Raw genomic sequence first — 17,392 nt, forward strand, 5'->3', positions numbered from 1 at the left:
TAATCGCAGCCGTGGACGACACGGGCGCGGGTCCAGTTCTAATTCTGGGCGGCCGCAGCGAGATCGGCATCGAACTCGCGCGGCTGCTGGCTTCCGGGGCGACGGTAGTGCTGGCCGCGCGCAGGGCCGACCGCCTCGACGAGCAGGTCGGTGCGCTCAAAGAAGCCGGCGCGAAGGCGGTACACACCAGGGAGTTCGACGCCGACGATCTGGCCTCGCACGGCCCGCTGGTCGCCTCGATCATCGCCGAGCACGGCCCCGTCGGCACCGCGGTGCTGGCCTTCGGGATCCTCGGCGACCAGGCCCGCGCCGAGGCCGACGCCGACCACGCGGTGGCCATCGTGCACACCGACTACGTCGCCCAAGTCAGCATGCTCACCCAGCTGGCCACCGCCATGCGCACGGCCGGCAGGGGATCGCTGGTCGTGTTCTCCTCGATCGCCGGCGCGCGCGTGCGGCGCGCCAACTACGTCTACGGCTCAGCGAAGGCCGGCCTGGACGGCTTCGCCAGTGGCCTGGCCGACGCATTGCACGGCACCGGGGTCCACCTACTGATTGCGCGCCCCGGATTCGTCATCGGGCGTATGACAGAGGGCATGACGCCGGCACCGCTATCCAGCACCCCGGAGCAGGTGGCCGCCGCGACCGCGCGTGCGTTAGCCAAGGGCAAAAGGACCGTCTGGATCCCGTGGGCGTTGGGGTCCGCGTCTGTCGTGATGCGGATGCTGCCGCAGTTCGTCTGGCGCAGGATGCCGCGATGATCATTGTGATCGGTATCGGCGCCGACGGTATGGCGGGGCTCTCGGCGATATCTCGCAATGAATTGCACACGGCCACAACAATTTACGGTTCACAGCGACAACTCGGCTTGCTCGACGACACGGTGACCGCCGAGCGCAAAGAGTGGCCGTCGCCGATGCTGCCCGCCCTGCAAGCGCTGCCCGTCAACGACGACATCCACATCGTCGCCAGCGGCGACCCACTGCTGCACGGCATCGGCGGCACCTTGATCCGCCTCCACGGCGCAGAAAAAGTGACAGTGCTGCCGCATGTGTCGGCGGTGACGTTGGCATGCGCGCGAATGGGGTGGATCGTGCACGACACCGAGGTGATCAGCCTGGTCACCGCACCGCCGCACACCGCAGTGCGCCGCGGCGGCCAGGCAATAGTGCTGTCGAAAGACCGGTCCACACCGAATGCCCTGACCCGGCTGCTCACCGCGCACGGCCGCGGCGATTCCGAGGTCAGCGTGCTCGAACTGCTCGGCGGCCCCGCCGAACGCCGCCGCGACGGCACCGCGCACCAGTGGGCCGAGGACGCGCCACAAGACGTCGACGACCTCAACGTGATCGCCGTCCGCTACTTGCCCGACGAGCGCATCGCACCATTGCCCGACGACGTGTTCGTCCACGACGGGCAGATCACCAAACAAGGCATCCGCGCGGTGACCCTGGCGGCACTAGCGCCGCGGCCCGGCGAACGGTTGTGGGATGTCGGCGCGGGATCGGGCAGCATCGCCGTCGAATGGTGCCGCAGTTGGCGGGGCTGCAGCGCCGTGGCCTTCGAACAAAACGAGCAGCGCCGCCGCAACATCGAGTTCAACGCCGCCGCCTTCGGCGTCAACATCGACGTACGCCAGCAAGCACCCGACGCATTCGACGGCGCCGCACCGCCATCCGCGATCTTCCTCGGCGGCAGCCTGACCCATCCCGGTCTGCTCGACGCCTGCCTCGACAACCTGCCCGCCGACGGGCGCCTGGTTGCCAACGCCGTCACCGTCGAATCCGAATCAATTCTGATACAAGGGTATTCGCGCCTCGGCGGCCAGCTGCGGCGCTTTCAGCTCTATCAGGGCGAACCGCTGGGCGCCTTCACTGGTTGGCGCCCGCGCCACCCGGTCACCCAGTGGGCGGTGACGAAGTGACGGTCTATTTCATCGGCGCCGGCCCGGGTGCGGCCGACCTCATCACCGTGCGCGGCCAACGCCTGCTGGAACAATGCAAAACGTGCCTCTACGCGGGTTCGATCATGCCCGACGACTTATTGGCCCTCTGCCCGCCCGACGCGAAAATCGTTGACACCGGCCCGTTGACGCTCGAGCAGATCGTCACCGAACTCGCCGACGCCGACACCGCCGGCCAGGACGTGGCCCGGCTGCATTCCGGTGACCCGTCGCTGTACAGCGCGCTGGCCGAGCAATGCCGCCGACTCGACGCGCTGGGCATCGGCTACGAAATCGTGCCCGGCGTCCCAGCTTTCGCCGCGGCAGCCGCCGCGCTGAAACGCGAGCTCACCGCCCCGGGGGTGGCGCAGACGGTCACGCTGACTCGCATAGCGACGCTGTCGACACCCATGCCGCCCGGCGAAGACCTCCAAACCCTCGCCCAATCCGGTGGCACCCTGGTGCTGCACCTGGCCGCCGCCCAGATCGACACCATCGTCGCGCAACTCCTGGCAGGCGGCTATCGTCCCGAAACCCCGGCCGCAGCAGTAGCTTTCGCAAGTTGGCCGCAGGAGACGATACTGCGTGGGACGCTGGCCAGCATCGCCGACCAAATGCACGAGGCCACCATCACCAAAACCGCCGTCATCATCGTCGGCGACGTGCTCGCTGCCGAAGGCTTCACCGACAGCTACCTCTACTCGACTGGGCGGGCCCGGGGGAGCCAACACTAATGCGGGTGCTGCTGCTCGGTGGCACCGCTGAGGGACGCGCGCTCGCCAAAGCGCTGCACCCCAATGTCGACGTGACCAGCTCGCTGGCCGGCCGGGTACCGGATCCGGCACTGCCCGTCGGGACGGTGCGCATCGGTGGATTCGGCGGTGTGGACGGGCTGCGGAACTGGCTACAAGAACAAAGCATCGACGCCGTCGTCGACGCGACTCACCCCTTTGCGGCAACCATGACCGCACACGCCGCCGAGGTGTGTGGCGAACTACGCATACCGCACCTGGTACTGGCCCGCCCAGCCTGGGATCCCGGCGACGCCATCGTAGTCGCCTCGGATAACGAAGCCGCGGAAGTCATTGCCCAAAAACACTATTCGCGGGTTTTTCTCACTACCGGCCGCTCCGGGGCCAGGGCCTTCGCGGGCAGCGACGCGTGGTTTTTGATTCGCGCGGTCACCGAGCCGGACGCGGCAACGTTGCCGCGCCATCACCAGATCGTGCTGTCCCGCGGGCCGTATCGCTACGACGACGAGACGGCCATCATGCGCGATCACCGGATCGACGCCCTGGTAACCAAGAACAGCGGCGGCGACATGACCCGGCCGAAGCTGGATGCCGCTGCGGCACTGGACATTCCGGTGGTAATGGTGGCGCGCCCGCGGCTGCCGGACGGAGTGAACACGGTGGCCACCGTCGGCGAGGCTGCGGATTGGGTTGCCGGGCTGGGCTAACCGGTCAGGTCGTCGCGTTCCGCGTCGGCCAGCAATGCATCGCGGGCGCGGGCGACGCGGGATCGGATAGTGCCCACGGGGCAGCCGCATACCGCGGCAGCGTCGGCGTAGGGCAGCCCGAGCAGCTGAGTTAGCAACAAGGCTTCGCGTTGGTCGACGGTGAGGTTGGCGATCATCGTGGTCACTTCGACGAGGTCCTCAAATCCGCGCGCGTGGCGGTCGCCGTTACGCACCTGCTCGGGGTCGGCACCCGGAGCGGTGCGCGGCCGCGACTGGACGTGGCGAATGTGATCGGCGACCACGCGCCGCGCGATGGACAGCAGCCAAGTGCGGGCAGTGGAGCGCCCGGAGAATCGTTCGATTGCCCCGATTGCCCGTAGGAAGGTTTCTTGGGTCAAATCATCGGCGCTGCCCGCGTCGGACAGGTACGCGACGAAACGCCACACGTCTTTCTGAGTGGCCTTGATAAAAGCCTCAAGAGCTCGCTCATTTCCGCGCGCGGCTGCCAAGGCGAGTTCGGTTACGGCCTCGTCGTCGCTTGACGCGGTCATGGCCAACCACCTTCGTTGCGCGGGTTCGGTCAGTCTACGACGGGCTGTCGTAGAGTTTGCGGTGGGGTCCGACGACGACCGGTTGATCGGCCGCAGATGGCCGCGTCGCCGATCAGCGAAAGACCGTGTGTGGCTCGGCAGATCGGCATCGAAAGCGTCGAAATCGGAGTTTCGGGGGCTCCGTCGATCCGTGCGTTCGCGCGCCACCAACACCGCGAACGCCAGGCCCAGCAGTAGGGGGACGTGACTGGCGACGCGGGTCGCGGTCACCTGTCCGTCGAGCGCGTCGGCGGTCACGTAACCCATCAACGCCAGCGAGTACGCACCGGAAATCGCCGCGACACCGATCGCCATCACCGGCCAGATGCCGGCGGCGATCATCGCCACCCCCAACGCGAGCAACCATGCGGTGGACTCGTGCAGGAGATGTTCGCCGGACATGGCCCCGTGCATGTGGTGCGACACCATGCCGAAATTGACTCCGCCGATTTGGGCGGCCGCGATCGCCACCTGGAATGCACCCACAGCGATGAGTCCCCACCGCGCGTAGCGCGACCGCACCGCCCGCATCCAGCCGTGATGCGCGGTGGCGTCGTCGTCGATACTCGCCATGATTCGGTCGACCAGGTCGGGTCCGTCGCCGGGCTCAATCGAGGCGAACCGGCGAGTCTGCGCCGCGGCACCGATCAGCCAGGTGCGGCAACCCCGACACGACTCCAGGTGGGCATCGACCTGCTGTGCGAGCACTTCTGGACGCTCGCCATCCAATCGGGCGGAAAGCGCCTCGCGCACCACGTCACACCGCATCCCTGCATCGTTGCGCATGCTTGCGCCGCGTGCAAAGGCCTGGAAGAAACCCGGCGGGAACTAAACCGCGCCGCAAAGCGACCACTGAAGACAAGCACCGCCAGCCCGCACCGCTTACAAGGCTCACCGAAGAGGTATTCGTGTCGCCGTTTGTCCCGGAAGGCCCGCTTCAATGACCGCCCCGATCTGGCTCGCTTTTCCACCCGAGGTGCACTCGACACTGCTGACCAGCGGGCCCGGGCCCGGGCCGTTGCTGGCGGCGGCGGGGGCTTGGTCGGCGCTGAGCACCGAATACGCCGATGCCGCAGATGAACTCACCGGGTTGCTGGGCGCGGTGCAGGCCGGGGATTGGCAAGGCCCCAGTGCGGAGCAGTACGTCGCGGCCCACGCCCCGTATTTGAGCTGGCTGATGGCCAGCTCCGCCGACAGCACGGCTGCGGCCGCACTGCACGAGACCGCGGCCGGGGCCTACACGGCCGCCCTGGCCGCAATGCCCACGCTGGGCGAACTCGCTGCGAACCACGCCATTCACGGCGCCCTGGTCGGTACCAACTTCTTCGGTATCAACACCATCCCGATCGCTGTCAACGAGGCGGATTACGCGCGCATGTGGGTGCAAGCCGCCACGACGATGAGCACTTACCAGGTTGTCAGTGAATCCGCACTGGCCGCGGTTCCACCGTCCACGCCGGCGCCGCAGATCATGACGGCGGCTGCGGATACGTCGACCACCCAGCAGCAAGCCGCAACGGCCGCGCAAACCTATCCGTCCTGGATGGATCAGCTCACCCAATGGCTGCAGCAGTACACCAGCGGCTTCGCGTGGCCGGTGTCGAAGTGGCTCAATCCGGGTGGCTGGCCTTTCCCGGCGGCGCCGTGGGTCAACAACCTCGCCGCTTTCTTCGGTCAACTGGGACTTTCGCCAGCCCTGTCGAGTGCGCTCGGCTGGGCGATCTTCCACACCTTGATGATCTTCTGGCCGTTCATCCAGGTCGCGGTTCAGCTGGCCGTTGTCGCCCTCCCGGCCATGATGGTCATCGCCGCTGCGGCTGGCGCCGGGGCGGCAGCCGGCGCGGCGGCGATCGCGGTGGGCACCGCGGTTCCCCTGTCGATCCAGCCCCCGTTGCCCGCAATGGCGCCCACGCCGATGCCTACCGCGCCGGCCCCGGCGGGATTCGGCAATGTGCCGACAACCTCGAGCGCCAGCGCACCCGGGCCCGCCCCCGCGACGGCGACTACGGCACCCGCCGGCGGAGCCCCACCGGCCGGTGCCCCACCCGGAGTTGGCTTCGGTCCGACCAGTACGAGCGGACTCGGCGCCGGTCTGTCCGACGCGCTGTACGCCGTCGGTCTGTCGGGGTTGTCGGGGAGCAGTAGTGCGAAGAATCGTTCACGCCGCAAGTCCGAGGAGCCCGCGCCGGACGACGCCGATGCTCCCGCAGCGGCCGCGGCGGCATCCGCCAAGGAGAAGTTGAAGGCCCGGCGCCGCCGCGGGGCAACCGTCAAGGACAAGGCCTACCGCTACGAATTCATGGACCTCGATGACGCGGCTTCTGGTCCGGGCGACGAGCCCAGCGCGTCGGTGGGAGAATCCGGCCAGCCGGCGGGACCGCTCGGATTTGCCGGAGCCGCAACCACATCCGGTGCGAGCCACGCGGCAGGGCTGGCGACGCTGACCGGTGATGGTTTGAGTGACGGTCCGGCAGTGCCGATGTTGCCGAGCAGCTGGGGCCAAGACAAGTGACGTCGGTCGCCGCGTTCAGGTCGGATAACGCCGGGGAGTAAACACCTTGTCGCCGGAATCGCTTGTATACCACTGGGTTTGAGACGATCCGACGATCAGCAGGCAGCGCATGTCGACGTCGGCGGGGTCTAGGTCGGCCAACCGCACCACGCGGACGTCCTCGTCGGGCCCGGACACGTTGCGGCCGATCACCACTGGCGTTCCCGGTTCGCGATGGGTCAGCAAGACGTCGCGCATGGCGCCGACCTGCCAGGTCCGGGCTTTGGAGGCGGGGTTGTAGATGGCCAGCACCAAATCGGCTGCGGCCGCTGCGGCCAGGCGTGCCTCGATCACATCCCAGGGCTTGAGCCGGTCGGACAACGAAATCACCGCGTAGTCGTGACCAAGCGGAGCGCCGACCCGGCTGGCGACGGCCTGAGCGGCGGTCATCGCGGGAATCACGCGGACCTGCACTCCGGGCCATTGTTTGGCCTCTTCCAGGACGGCGGTGGCCATCGCGAACACCCCCGGATCGCCCGACGACACCACCGCCACGGCGCGGCCCTGTTCGGCCAGTGCGCAGGCCAGTCGCGCCCGTGCGGGTTCGTCGGTGTTGTCGCTGGGATGACGCTGCTGACCGTCGCGGACCGGGACGCGATCCAGGTAGTTGCCGTAGCCGATCAGGTCGGTTGCCGCGGCCAGCTCGCGTCGGCTCTGCGGCGTCATCCAGTCGTTGTCGCCGGGGCCCAGGCCCACGACGGCGACGGCCCCGACCGGCGACCGCTCTCGGCGCCCGCCGGGCAGCATGGCCAGTGAGAAGTAGGGAACGCTGGCCTCGTCGACGTCGGCGGCCGGCGATATCCGTTGCGCGGGGGTGCTGGCCCGCTCCACGTAGTAGGCGTCGCCTAGGCGTCCGGATGCCGAAAGTGCTTCCCGCACCGCATGATACGAACGACCTAGTTTGAGTACCACGGCGGCGTCCGCATCGGCGAGCCGGCGGGTCAGCTCGGCGACCGGCAGGGTTCCCGGCAGCACCGACAACACTTCATCACCGGCCACCAGCGGCGTCGCGATGGCCGCTGAAGCGGCGCTCACCGACGTCACACCCGGCACGATGACGGCGTCGAACCGATGGGTCAGGCGGGTGTGCAGATGCATGTAGGAGCTGTAGAACAGTGGATCGCCCTCGGCCAGCAGCGCCACATTGCGTCCCGCATCGAGGTGCGCGGCGATGCGGTGGGTGGCTTCGACATAGAAGTCCTCGATCGCGCCGGCATAACCGCCAGGATGATCGGTCACCTCGGTGGTCACCGGATAGACCAGGTGCTCCTCGATCTGGCCGGGCCGCAGATACGGTTCGGCGATCCCGCGGGCGATGCTGCGGCCGTGCCGAGCGCTGTGGTAGGCGACCACGTCGGCCTCGCCGATTACCCGGGCGGCCTTGACGGTCACCAACTCTGGGTCGCCGGGTCCCAGCCCGACTCCCCAGAGCGTGCCTCGCGTCGTCATTCGGCGTCGCTCGCGATCGCGTTGACGGCGGCGGCGGCCATTGCGCTGCCACCGCGGCGACCCCGCACCACCAGGTACGACATTCCGCGCGGGCGGTCGATGAGCTCGTCCTTGGACTGTGCCGACCCGACGAATCCCACCGGGCCGCCCAGCACCGCCACCGGTGTCGGCGCTCCCTCGTCGATCAGTTCGAGCAGCCGGAACAGCGCGGTGGGTGCATTGCCGATCGCCAGCACCGCGCCGTCGAACCGGTCAGCCCACAGCTCCACACCTGCCGCCGAGCGAGTGGTGTGTCTTCGGGCGGCCAGCTCGGGCGCGCGTGGATCGGCCACCAACGACACGACCTCGTTGCCGGCGGGCAGGCGTGCGGTGGTGATTCCGGCGGCCACCATCGACGAATCGCACAGCACGGGAGCGCCATTTCGCAGCGCGGCACCGGTCCGCGCCACCACGTCGTCGGTGAAGGCGACGTGCTCGGCGACGTCAACCTGCCCGCAGGTGTGGATCAACCGGACCACGACTTGGGCCACGTCGGCGGGGAATCGTGCCAGGTCGGCTTCGGTGCGGATGGTCGCGAACGACTGGCGATAGATCTCCGCCGCGTCGCGGATGTAGTCGAGCACGTGCTCACCCTAAGTCTTTCTGGCGTGGCGACCCGCTGCACCCGGCTCCGCCGCGCTGGCGATCGCCACAGGCCCGCTAGCTTCGTAGCACGCGATATCCGTCGCCGGTGGCGACCAGCACCTGACCGGCCGGCGGGCTGCCGCACGCGCGTTCGCAGCCGACGAAGTGACGATGCACCGCGGAATCCGTCCCGACCGAATGCGCGGCGTCCGCCCGCACGTCGGCGGCCGAGTGTGCGCACCCGGGGCTTCCGGTGCATGCGCTGACGTCCAGCCAGGGGGAGTTCTCGTCGAACACCAACCCCAACGGCGCCAGCACCCGCAGCGCGGCTTCGGCGACACCCTCGTCGAGGTCGCACACCAGCACCGAACGCCACGGCGTAATCACCATCGGAGCCTCGATCGCGGCGAGGTACTCCGCAACTCGTGCGGGCAGGACACCCAGCGGCACCGCGGCGCCCAACGCGACCCGGCCATCGTCCTGGGGTATCCAGCCCACTGGCGCTTTGGAGACGGGCGCAAAGGGGGTGGCGCTGAGCCCGGCGCCGGGCAGCAGACTTTCTATGTCAGCTAATTCACTTATGCGCCAAGCTGTTTCGCGGACCTCGACGAACCGGACAGCCACTCCGATCAGTGTCATGACTACGTCGTCGGGCGCCACGCGCAGACCGGTGTCTCGCCCCGTCAGCAGCAGTGCGCAGCCGTCGTCGTAGACGTGCGCCCCGACGTCGGCGCCCAGTCCGGACACGTCGGCGCGGCCGTCGTCGATGCTGAACCAGAACCGGCCGCCCAGTTCCACCAGTTTGGGCTCGGCGCAGATCGCCGCATCCAGCGCGCTCACCCAGGCCCGCACGTCTGCGCGTCCGCCGGCGCGACCGGTCAGCGGTGAGGCGACAATGTTGCGCACCCGTTCGTGCGTCGCCGACGGCAGCAGCCCGGCGTTGGCGATGGTCTCGGCAACCGCTGTCACGTCGGTGATCGCGCGCAATTGCACATTGCCGCGCGCGGTCAGCTCCAAGGTTCCGGAGCCGAAGCCACTGGAGATGCGGGCCAGCGCCGCCAGCTCTGCGGCGGTGATCATCCCGCCGGGCAGTCGGACCCGGACCAGCGCGCCGTCAGCCGCCTGATGCACCTGCAGCGCACCTGGACAAGCGTCGGTATCGCGGGTTCGGGCCACCTGTCCACGGTAAGGCAGAAGTGAGCGGTGAAAACACCTATTGTCTGGCCGTTTGCTGGGCCCACACCCGCGCGCCGCGTCGGTACCGTCAGGCTAATACCGGGGGGAAGTTGGTGGTTGTGATGGCCCAGCAGCGTCAATTGAGAGTTGCGATAATCGGGGCCGGGATGTCGGGCCTCTGCATGGCGGTTAAATTACAGGACGCCGGCATCGACTCGTACATCATTTTCGAAAAGGCCGACGAGGTCGGAGGCACCTGGCGCGACAACACGTATCCGGGTCTTACCTGCGATGTTCCGTCGCGGTTCTACTCCTACACGTTTGCGCCCAACCCGCAGTGGTCACGTCTGCTGTCACCCGGGCCGGAAATACAGGCGTACTTCCGAGGGTTGGCCGACGAACGTGGCGTCCGGCGCCACATCCGTTTTGGCTGCGACGTCACCAGAGCCGAATACGACGACGGAAAATGGTGTCTCACCACCACATTCGGCGAAGAGACGTTTGACGTGGTGATCACCGCAACCGGGGTGCTGCGGATACCAAACTATCCCGACATCCCCGGGCGGGAGACCTTCGCCGGCGTGGCCTTTCATTCATCGCGATGGGACCACTCGGTTTCCCTGCCGGACAAGCGAATCGGCTTGATCGGAAACGGGTCGAGCGGTGTGCAGATCGTTGCGGAGCTCGGCGACAAGGTACGCCAGTTGACCCTGTTTCAGCGCACGGCGCAGTGGGTGCTGCCGCTCCCCAACCCGCGGTACTCGCAGCTGACTCGGCAGCTACTGACCCGCGTGCCGGCGTTCAACGGGCTGGGGCACTCGTTTTGGCGGTCGTTCTCCGAGCGCTTCCTGGGCCGCGCTCCAATCCGTGCGGGATTGCGCCGAAGTCTGGTCCAGGGCACGTGTCGATGGAACCTGCGGCGGGTGCGCGACCCGCAGCTGCGGGCCAAGCTCACCCCGACGTACGAGCCGATGTGCAAGCGGCTGGTGATGTCGGGACGTTTCTACCGGTCCGTGCAGCACCCGACTGTCGACGTCGTCACCGATCGGATCGAGCGAATCGAGCCGCGCGGCATCGTGACCGTCGATGGCACCTTGCACGAACTCGATCTGCTGGTCTACGCCACCGGGTTTGACGCCAGGGCCTACGTGCGACCGCTGCAGCTGATCGGGGAGGGCGGGATCACCTTGGACGAGGCCTGGGCCGACGGTCCGATCGCGTATCGGTCGGTCGCGGTGCCGCGGTTTCCCAACCTGTTCATGCTGATGGGTCCACATTCGCCGATCGGCCATCAGTCCTACATGGCCATCGCCGAGGACCAAGCCGATTTCGCGATCTGGTGGATCAATCAGCTCCGTGCTGGATTGGTGCGTACTGTCGCGCCGACGGAAGCCGCAACCAAGGAATACAACGAGCTCCTGAAAGGCGCTATACCGCAGACTATTTGGGCGTCCGGCTGCAACAGTTGGTACGTGGGCAAGGATGGCCTGCCCGAAGTGTTCCCGTGGACACCGGAAACGCACCGCAAGCTTTTGCGCCAGCCCGATCTCGCGGACTTCGACGTGCGCACCGCTTGACAGGCTTAGTCGTCGATGTGCACGGGTGGGTCAGCGAAGGCACCCCAAGGGTGCTGGTCAGCACCCATCACGTCGCAGCGCTTGTCGGGCACCAGGAAGGAACTGGCGCCGCTAGGCACTAAGTAGGTAGATACCACGCAACGTTGCCAGGTGCCGTCGGGCTGGATGGGTCCATCGCACTTGCTGAGAACGGGTCCTCCGTACTGGCAACCGGCGCTGGCCGGCGGCGCCGCGGCGATCAGCCCTCCGCTGATCAGCACGGCGGCCACTCCTCCGACGATGTAGTGCGTCATGGTTTTCTCCCGTCACATCGCCGCTGGTGCGTAACCAATGACGCTACCGAGTGTGTAGTCCCGGCGTCGAGTGTGCATTGAGGGTGAAATTCGGGGCCCATTCCCGCCTTGGACGCACACTAAACGCCGGCATTGCACACTCCCCGCCGGCCGTACCGGAAAACCAAGGATCAAGCACCCTCGCCGTGGGCCTCTACATATTCGACTTTTCTATGTTTGCATTCTAAATCTGTATGCCTGTCAATGCCCGACCTGCTCGCGTAATGGCTAGCGTTGCAAGGGAATCAAAAATTGGCTGCGTGGCCAGCGTGCCGTAACCACTGACCAGAGGAGCCTGCATTGACTGCAGAATCACAACCCCACCACCCCGAGTCGACGCTCGCTAGGACAGTGCCTGCCGATGCTCACCAAGAGAAGGATCATGTCCACCAAGAGGTGATGGACATGATCCTGGGCTACTGGGTCTCCCAAACAATAAGGGCTATCGCGGATTTGTCGATCGCCGATCACCTCGCATCAGGTGGTTTGACCGCAGACGAGATAGCCGATCGGGAGGGCGCTGCGGTGGAGACCACTTTTCGACTCCTGAGGGCCGGAGTCGGGTTGGGGTTGATAACCGTCGATGCCGATAGGCGCTTCCACTCAACTGACGGATTGGCTACTCTCCGCCAGGACGCGACGCGTTCCCTGCGGTCGATTGCGTTGTCCTTCACCGATCCTGAGGTGCTGCAGAGTTGGAATGGATTCGTCACGTCCGTCAGGAATGGAGACCGCCAAGCCGATGGTGCCGCTGAGCCGCAGTTCTACGCCCATCTCGCGCAGAACCCGGAGGCCGGTGAACGATTCTCTGCTGCCATGGCTAGTGCGACGTCATGCTGGAGTCACAACATCGCTGAGGTGATCGATACGACGAAGGTGCAACGTGCCGTCGACGTTGGCGGTGCCAATGGGACGTTGGTGCGCCTTCTGCAACGGGCCAACGCGGCGTTGCAGGCGGTCATCTTCGATGAGCCGGCGGTTATCGCGTGGGCCCAGTCCGACATCGCCCGGTCGGGATTTCCGGATCGCACCGTGGTGGTGGGCGGGGACTTCTTCAAGTCGGTGCCGCCGGGCGATCTTTACCTTTTGAAGTTCATTCTGCATAACTGGAATGACCAGCAGTGCATCGAAATACTGCGACAGTGCCGCCGCGCGGCCCTTCCCGGAGCCAGAATCGCGATCATCGAATTCATCGTCGGAGAACTCACCGACCCCGGCCGCATGGCCACCCTGGACGACCTGGCCATGCTTGCCGTCCTTGGCGGACGGTCGCGTTCGCTCGACGAATTCGATAGCCTCCTCACCGCCGCGGGACTGCGCCGCATCTCGGTGCGTCCTACCACGTACCCGCAGAGCGTTATCGAGGCAGTCGTTGACTAGACCAAGCTCGCCGCAGGAAGGCCGGACCTTGCCACCTAGAATTATGGATCCTGTTTGCCGACAGGCGATTTGCGAGGCTGCACGACGCGGCGTCGCTGCGCGTGTCGCGCGACTCGGGCACGGTTGCCACACACAGCCGAGCACCACTCGCGGCGGAAGTGCTCTTTGACGAAATAGTAGGCGCATCCCGGGGCGACACAGGGACGCAACTGCTGCCACTGTGGGCTGAAGATCAATTCCATTGTTTCGCGCGCGATTACCGCGGTGAGCGCATCTACGGATGATCCGCCATCCCAGACATCGCGGCGTCCCAGCGTTGGCCCGTCCAGAACAAGTTCAGGCCGCACGGAACTCAACGCCGATGCGGCATTCACCATCGAAATGGCCGTGGTTCGGTCGGGTACGGGGGACTCACCCAAAGACCTTGGATCGTCAGTGTGTTCAGCGGCCAGCCGTCGCACCGCATCCCGCAGACCAACCAGGCGTTGCGCGGCGTCGACCGAAATCGTGTCGGTGTTGCGCAGTGCCGGCCTCAGCTTCATCGACTCGCCAACCGCCCGAACCCACAGCTGCACGTCGGCGGTCCCGCCGAGCGCATCGTGCACACCAAAGCGGTCCGCCCAGATCGTGTTGACCAGGGCGATTGGCCTGGGCTCATCCAGGCGGGGCTTATACGTGGAAGTCGACATCGTCACCTCCAGTATGTCGACCACTTGACCGGCTTCCCATTGCAACCTGTCGTACTAATGGTTAGTATCTACTATAACCATTAGTACGTCAGCGTGAGCCTTGTTGTGAGGCCGACCCATCCCACCACCCCGCAGGAGATAGAGATGACGACCTTCCCGACCCCTTCTCTTGGTGACCGTGCCCTGCGCGTCTCCGTGATCGAGACGATTGCCGGTGTGCTGGGGCGCTATGGCCTGGTCGTCGTCATCGGTTGGATCGGGGCGCTGAAGTTCATGAACTTCGAAGCACACCAAATCCAGCCCCTCGTGAGCAATAGCCCGTTTATGGGCTGGCTCTACCAATACCTGCCGGTGTATGGCTTCTCGGCATTATTGGGTGTATTTGAAGTTAGCGCCGCGCTCTTGCTGGCTATCAAGCCGCTCGCGCCAAAATTGTCGATCGTCGGAAGTCTGCTGGCGATCATGCTGTTCGTGTTCACTATCAGCTTTCTGTTCACCACCCCAGGTGTCGGCGAAGCGGCAGGTGGTGGTTTCCCGGCGCTCTCGCTTACCGGCGAGTTCTTACTCAAAGACATTCCGCTACTGGGCCTTTCATTCTGGACTCTGGCGGATGCCATTCGCGCCTCGAGGCCTTCGGGTCTCGCGGCCACCCAGTGATCTGAGGCGGACGACAAATTGACGACTTTGCGAACGTTGGAGTGCCTCGTCGCGCTGGTGGAGCACCGATCGATCAGCAGGGCTGCGGCAGCGCTCTACATATCACAACCCGCAATGTCCCATCAGATCGCTTCATTGGAACGGGAACTGGGTGCAGCCGTCGTGGAACGCCTGCCGCGAGGGATACAGCTGACGGCGGCTGGCCGAGCCGCAGCCGAGGAGGCCCAACTCGCGCTCGCCGCCGCAGCAAGGGCAATACAGGTCGGGAGGGGAGTCGGTCGCGCCCGTGCGGGCAGGATTCGGATTGCATGTGTAGAGACGATGACCGCGTGGCTACTGGTCCCGGTGCTGCGTCAGTGGTGTTCGCAGCGCCCCGACGTGCAGCTGGACCTCTCAGAGTTCACCAGCGCCGATGCGATGGTCAAGCGTCTGGAAGGCGGGCACATCGACATTGCCTTCGGTCCCCGGCCAACAACCACGAGCGCTCACGTCAGCGTTCTTGGCCAAGAGGAGATGGTCGTTGTTGTGCCAACGGGTCATCGTTTCGCAGACCTGAATACGGGAGTCGCCATACGCGAGCTGGCTGGTGAACCATTCGTCCACTACGACACCGACAACGGCATGTCTGCGTGGGTCGACGAGTTTGCTGACCGGCATAAGGTCGCGCTGAATCCTGTACTGCGCACGCGCAGTCCACGCACAGCAGCCCAATTGGCCGCGGCAGGAATCGGTGTCGCGCTTGTTCCCGTATCGGCCTTGGCCCCTGAGCCGAAGGGGGTAGTGCGGCGGCTACAACCCGCAGTAGAGCGCGACATCATTGCTGTGGTTGCCTCACCTTCAGACGCACTCGTGCGCCAATTTCTCACGGACATCCGTCGTCGCGGTCTGCCCGCCTGGCCGGATCCTGGTTAACGCACGAGAACGCTTTCATTACACCTGGCGCGAGTTTTACAACGTCATGAAAGGCTGCCAATCCGGTGATCCACCAAATCAAGATCGGAGTCCACCTCCGTCCTAGCGGTCCCGGTGACTACTCACTGTGGCGTGACACCGTTCGGCGCGCAGAGGATCTCGGAGCTGACCTCATCTTCGGCAATGATCAAGTTCAGCACCCCACCGTCGGCGTCGCAGGCAATGCCGTCCAGATATTAACCGGCGCAGAGGAACTTAACTACTTCGAAGGCTGGACTGCGCTTGGCTCGTGGGGCGAGATTACCAACCGGGCCGAAATCGGATTGTTTGTGACGGGCATCGGGTACCGCAACGTGGACCAACTGGCCGACATGGCGCACACGGTCGCTAGCATCTCAGGCGGCCGACTCGTCTTCGGAATTGGCGACCACGATCCTGGTGCGGTGATCTCGCGTTACGGCGTGGACTACAGCCGATACGGCCACGACACCGCTGCTTCGCGAATGAATCGATTCGAGGCCGCCCTTCAGCACCTCGAGCGCGTACTGTCCGACCCACTTCATCCACAAGTCCGCGCGATCCCGATCATCATGACTGGATCTGGTGGGCCACGGGCAATGGGCCTAGTCGCTCGTCATGCCCAAACATGGCACAGTTGCGCGGATCTCGTCGTTTTCCGGCGTGATAATGCCTTACTCAATACGACGATGCACGAACTATCGCGTGACCCCGCTGAGATCGCACGGTCAGCCGCCTGGGCGGGGGCAGCGCACGCCGACACCCTTCTCGCCGAGGGCGTTAGAACGTTCGTCGCCGAAGTCCAAACGACGCTTGGCCGGCATGACCTGACGGTCCTCGAAGACATGGCCGCCTGGCGACGCGCACTCGACCGATCGGAATAGGACCGAGACGTCCAGCACAGCATGGGATTCCGAATTTCATTCCCCGAGTAAGGAGAGATAAATGAGTGGTGGATCAGACCAGGATGTGAATGAGCTTGTGTTTCTGGGCAATCCAGATGGTGGCGCGGGCGGCAGCGGACCTGCCAGAGCAGACATCGATCCAACGTTCAAGGCGTTACTGGACTCGTTGCCCCCGATCTTCAACTTGGCAGACGGTGTCGATGCGGTACGCGCCAGGGTCAAGCAGCTCCAAGTACCCCCGGAAACGCTTCCGGAGCTACGGATCGAGGACCGCACCGTCGGCCACGGCGAACACACCGACATCGCAGTCCGCATCTACTGGCCGCCCAGTGAGGTTCCCGATGCGGCGCTGCCCGTCGTCGTCTTCTACCACGGAGGCGGCTGGTCGACCGGCGATCTGGACACCCACGACGGTGTCGCTCGCGCGCACTGTGTCGCTGCGGACGCCGTTGTGGTGTCGGTTGACTACCGACTGGCCCCCGAGCATCCCTTCCCGGCTGGGATCAACGACAGTTGGGCGGCATTGCGTTGGGTGAGCGAGCACGCCGCCGAGCTCAGCGGTGACCCCAACCGGATCGCCGTCGCCGGGGACTCGGCCGGCGCCAACATCTCCGCTGTTATGGCACAGCTGGCGCGCGATAACGCCGAAAACGGCGTGCCCCCACTCGTTTTCCAGTTGCTCTGGTATCCATGGATCACTCCGGACCCGTCGTTGCCCTCTTTCACCGAGAATGCTGATGCGCCCCTGCTGGACCGCAAGGGCATCGAGACATTCCTGACTTGGTACGTGCCCAACCTCGACCTCAGCGATCGCGCGACACTGCCCGCCACCCTCACGCCGTCTAACGCCGCTGACCTGTCCGGTCTGCCGCCGGCCTTCATTGGCACCGCCGGGCATGATTCGCTACGCGACCATGGAATCCAGTACGCCCGGTTGCTCCAGGCCGCCGGTGTCTCGGTGGAGTTGAGCAACGAGCCGTCCCTGGTGCACGGCTATGTCAACTTCGCCGATCTTGTACCCGCCGCCGCCGAAGCCACCAACCGCGGGCTGGCGGCGTTGAACAAAGCACTGCATCGGTAATATTGGCCGTGTCGAAGGCCGATGCCTCAGCGTCAGCCTCGGCCGCCGCT

17 protein-coding genes and 1 pseudogene are annotated in these 17,392 nt (G+C 65.6%); 11 read left to right on the forward strand and 7 right to left on the reverse strand.

Features of this window, described 5'->3' with window-relative positions; genetic code table 11:
- Positions 1–11: 11 nt before the first annotated feature.
- From ACTXG5_RS17535 to ACTXG5_RS17550, 4 genes are read left to right on the forward strand one after another with little or no spacing between them, the layout of a single operon-like run.
- Positions 12–761 carry an SDR family NAD(P)-dependent oxidoreductase gene (locus ACTXG5_RS17535; RefSeq protein ID WP_445160000.1) on the forward strand — a complete coding sequence of 250 codons (750 nt, stop codon included), beginning with the start codon at positions 12–14 and terminating at the stop codon, positions 759–761.
- Positions 758–1,924: a precorrin-6y C5,15-methyltransferase (decarboxylating) subunit CbiE gene (gene cbiE / locus ACTXG5_RS17540; protein ID WP_445160001.1), complete on the forward strand. Its 1,167-nt coding sequence runs from the start codon at positions 758–760 to the stop codon at positions 1,922–1,924. Before ACTXG5_RS17535 ends, cbiE begins: the two co-directional genes overlap by 4 nt.
- Entirely contained in the window at positions 1,921–2,676 is a 756-nt protein-coding gene (gene cobM / locus ACTXG5_RS17545; RefSeq protein WP_445160002.1) for a precorrin-4 C(11)-methyltransferase, read from the forward strand. The genes cbiE and cobM overlap by 4 nt, the downstream gene beginning before the upstream one ends.
- Entirely contained in the window at positions 2,676–3,401 is a 726-nt protein-coding gene (locus ACTXG5_RS17550; RefSeq protein ID WP_445160003.1) for a cobalt-precorrin-6A reductase, read from the forward strand. The genes cobM and ACTXG5_RS17550 overlap by 1 nt, the downstream gene beginning before the upstream one ends.
- Here ACTXG5_RS17550 and sigC read toward each other — a convergent pair.
- A complete protein-coding gene (sigC, locus tag ACTXG5_RS17555; RefSeq protein ID WP_445164476.1) occupies positions 3,398–3,952 on the reverse strand; it encodes an RNA polymerase sigma factor SigC in 555 nt (184 codons plus the stop codon). The two genes, ACTXG5_RS17550 and sigC, sit on opposite strands and share 4 nt — an antisense overlap.
- A gap of 189 nt (positions 3,953–4,141) precedes the next feature.
- Positions 4,142–4,777: pseudogene (locus tag ACTXG5_RS17560) on the reverse strand (DUF2275 domain-containing protein); the annotation flags it as partial.
- A 154-nt stretch (positions 4,778–4,931) separates the two neighbouring features.
- Between ACTXG5_RS17560 and ACTXG5_RS17565 the strand changes: the two are divergent.
- Positions 4,932–6,503, forward strand: coding sequence for a PPE family protein (locus ACTXG5_RS17565; RefSeq protein ID WP_445160004.1), 1,572 nt, complete (start codon positions 4,932–4,934; stop codon positions 6,501–6,503).
- Positions 6,504–6,518: 15 nt separating this feature from the next.
- On the opposite strand, the gene ACTXG5_RS17570 is transcribed toward ACTXG5_RS17565, so the two are convergent.
- From ACTXG5_RS17570 to cobG, 3 genes are all read right to left on the reverse strand, one after another.
- The gene (locus ACTXG5_RS17570) at positions 6,519–7,991 is read right to left on the reverse strand and encodes a precorrin-2 C(20)-methyltransferase (RefSeq protein WP_445160005.1); all 1,473 of its coding nucleotides are present in this window, start codon (positions 7,989–7,991) and stop codon (positions 6,519–6,521) included.
- The gene (locus ACTXG5_RS17575; protein ID WP_445160006.1) at positions 7,988–8,614 is read right to left on the reverse strand and encodes a precorrin-8X methylmutase; all 627 of its coding nucleotides are present in this window, start codon (positions 8,612–8,614) and stop codon (positions 7,988–7,990) included. Before ACTXG5_RS17575 ends, ACTXG5_RS17570 begins: the two co-directional genes overlap by 4 nt.
- 76 nt (positions 8,615–8,690) lie before the next feature.
- Positions 8,691–9,791, reverse strand: a complete 1,101-nt coding sequence (gene cobG, locus ACTXG5_RS17580) for a precorrin-3B synthase (protein WP_445160007.1) — start codon at positions 9,789–9,791, stop codon at positions 8,691–8,693.
- A 122-nt stretch (positions 9,792–9,913) separates the two neighbouring features.
- Here cobG and ACTXG5_RS17585 point away from each other — a divergent pair, with 122 nt between their 5' ends.
- Positions 9,914–11,368, forward strand: coding sequence for a flavin-containing monooxygenase (locus ACTXG5_RS17585; protein WP_445160008.1), 1,455 nt, complete (start codon positions 9,914–9,916; stop codon positions 11,366–11,368).
- Between the two features lie 5 nt (positions 11,369–11,373).
- Here ACTXG5_RS17585 and ACTXG5_RS17590 read toward each other — a convergent pair whose 3' ends face one another.
- Positions 11,374–11,661 carry a CDGP domain-containing protein gene (locus ACTXG5_RS17590; RefSeq protein WP_445160009.1) on the reverse strand — a complete coding sequence of 96 codons (288 nt, stop codon included), beginning with the start codon at positions 11,659–11,661 and terminating at the stop codon, positions 11,374–11,376.
- A gap of 339 nt (positions 11,662–12,000) precedes the next feature.
- Between ACTXG5_RS17590 and ACTXG5_RS17595 the strand changes: the two genes are divergently transcribed.
- Positions 12,001–13,080, forward strand: a complete 1,080-nt coding sequence (locus ACTXG5_RS17595; RefSeq protein WP_445160010.1) for a methyltransferase — start codon at positions 12,001–12,003, stop codon at positions 13,078–13,080.
- Between the two features lie 41 nt (positions 13,081–13,121).
- Here ACTXG5_RS17595 and ACTXG5_RS17600 read toward each other — a convergent pair whose 3' ends face one another.
- Positions 13,122–13,769 (reverse strand): CGNR zinc finger domain-containing protein, encoded by a 648-nt coding sequence (locus ACTXG5_RS17600; RefSeq protein WP_445160011.1) that lies wholly within the window; start codon positions 13,767–13,769, stop codon positions 13,122–13,124.
- 144 nt (positions 13,770–13,913) lie between these two features.
- On the opposite strand from ACTXG5_RS17600, the gene ACTXG5_RS17605 reads away from it, so the two are divergent.
- From ACTXG5_RS17605 to ACTXG5_RS17620, 4 genes are all read left to right on the forward strand, one after another.
- Positions 13,914–14,426: a YkgB family protein gene (locus ACTXG5_RS17605; RefSeq protein ID WP_445160012.1), complete on the forward strand. Its 513-nt coding sequence runs from the start codon at positions 13,914–13,916 to the stop codon at positions 14,424–14,426.
- Between the two features lie 36 nt (positions 14,427–14,462).
- Positions 14,463–15,338: a LysR family transcriptional regulator gene (locus ACTXG5_RS17610; RefSeq protein WP_445164477.1), complete on the forward strand. Its 876-nt coding sequence runs from the start codon at positions 14,463–14,465 to the stop codon at positions 15,336–15,338.
- 65 nt (positions 15,339–15,403) lie between these two features.
- Complete coding sequence (locus ACTXG5_RS17615; protein WP_445160013.1) at positions 15,404–16,240, forward strand: LLM class flavin-dependent oxidoreductase; 837 nt, start codon at positions 15,404–15,406, stop codon at positions 16,238–16,240.
- Positions 16,241–16,301: 61 nt separating this feature from the next.
- Positions 16,302–17,342, forward strand: a complete 1,041-nt coding sequence (locus ACTXG5_RS17620; protein ID WP_445160014.1) for an alpha/beta hydrolase — start codon at positions 16,302–16,304, stop codon at positions 17,340–17,342.
- Positions 17,343–17,392 lie beyond the last annotated feature (50 nt).

The sequence above is a fragment of the Mycobacterium sp. Dal123C01 genome (genome assembly GCF_052566995.1).

Bases quoted from the DNA above. Each gene is read 5' to 3' on its own strand.
- ACTXG5_RS17620 (WP_445160014.1), top strand. From the start codon at position 16,302: ATGAGTGGTGGATCAGACCAGGATGTGAATGAGCTTGTGTTTCTGGGC.
- ACTXG5_RS17600 (WP_445160011.1), bottom strand. From the start codon at position 13,769: ATGTCGACTTCCACGTATAAGCCCCGCCTGGATGAGCCCAGGCCAATC.
- ACTXG5_RS17605 (WP_445160012.1), top strand. From the start codon at position 13,914: ATGACGACCTTCCCGACCCCTTCTCTTGGTGACCGTGCCCTGCGCGTC.
- cbiE (WP_445160001.1), top strand. From the start codon at position 758: ATGATCATTGTGATCGGTATCGGCGCCGACGGTATGGCGGGGCTCTCG.
- ACTXG5_RS17565 (WP_445160004.1), top strand. From the start codon at position 4,932: ATGACCGCCCCGATCTGGCTCGCTTTTCCACCCGAGGTGCACTCGACA.
- ACTXG5_RS17590 (WP_445160009.1), bottom strand. From the start codon at position 11,661: ATGACGCACTACATCGTCGGAGGAGTGGCCGCCGTGCTGATCAGCGGA.
- ACTXG5_RS17570 (WP_445160005.1), bottom strand. From the start codon at position 7,991: ATGACGACGCGAGGCACGCTCTGGGGAGTCGGGCTGGGACCCGGCGAC.
- ACTXG5_RS17550 (WP_445160003.1), top strand. From the start codon at position 2,676: ATGCGGGTGCTGCTGCTCGGTGGCACCGCTGAGGGACGCGCGCTCGCC.
- ACTXG5_RS17585 (WP_445160008.1), top strand. From the start codon at position 9,914: ATGGCCCAGCAGCGTCAATTGAGAGTTGCGATAATCGGGGCCGGGATG.
- sigC (WP_445164476.1), bottom strand. From the start codon at position 3,952: ATGACCGCGTCAAGCGACGACGAGGCCGTAACCGAACTCGCCTTGGCA.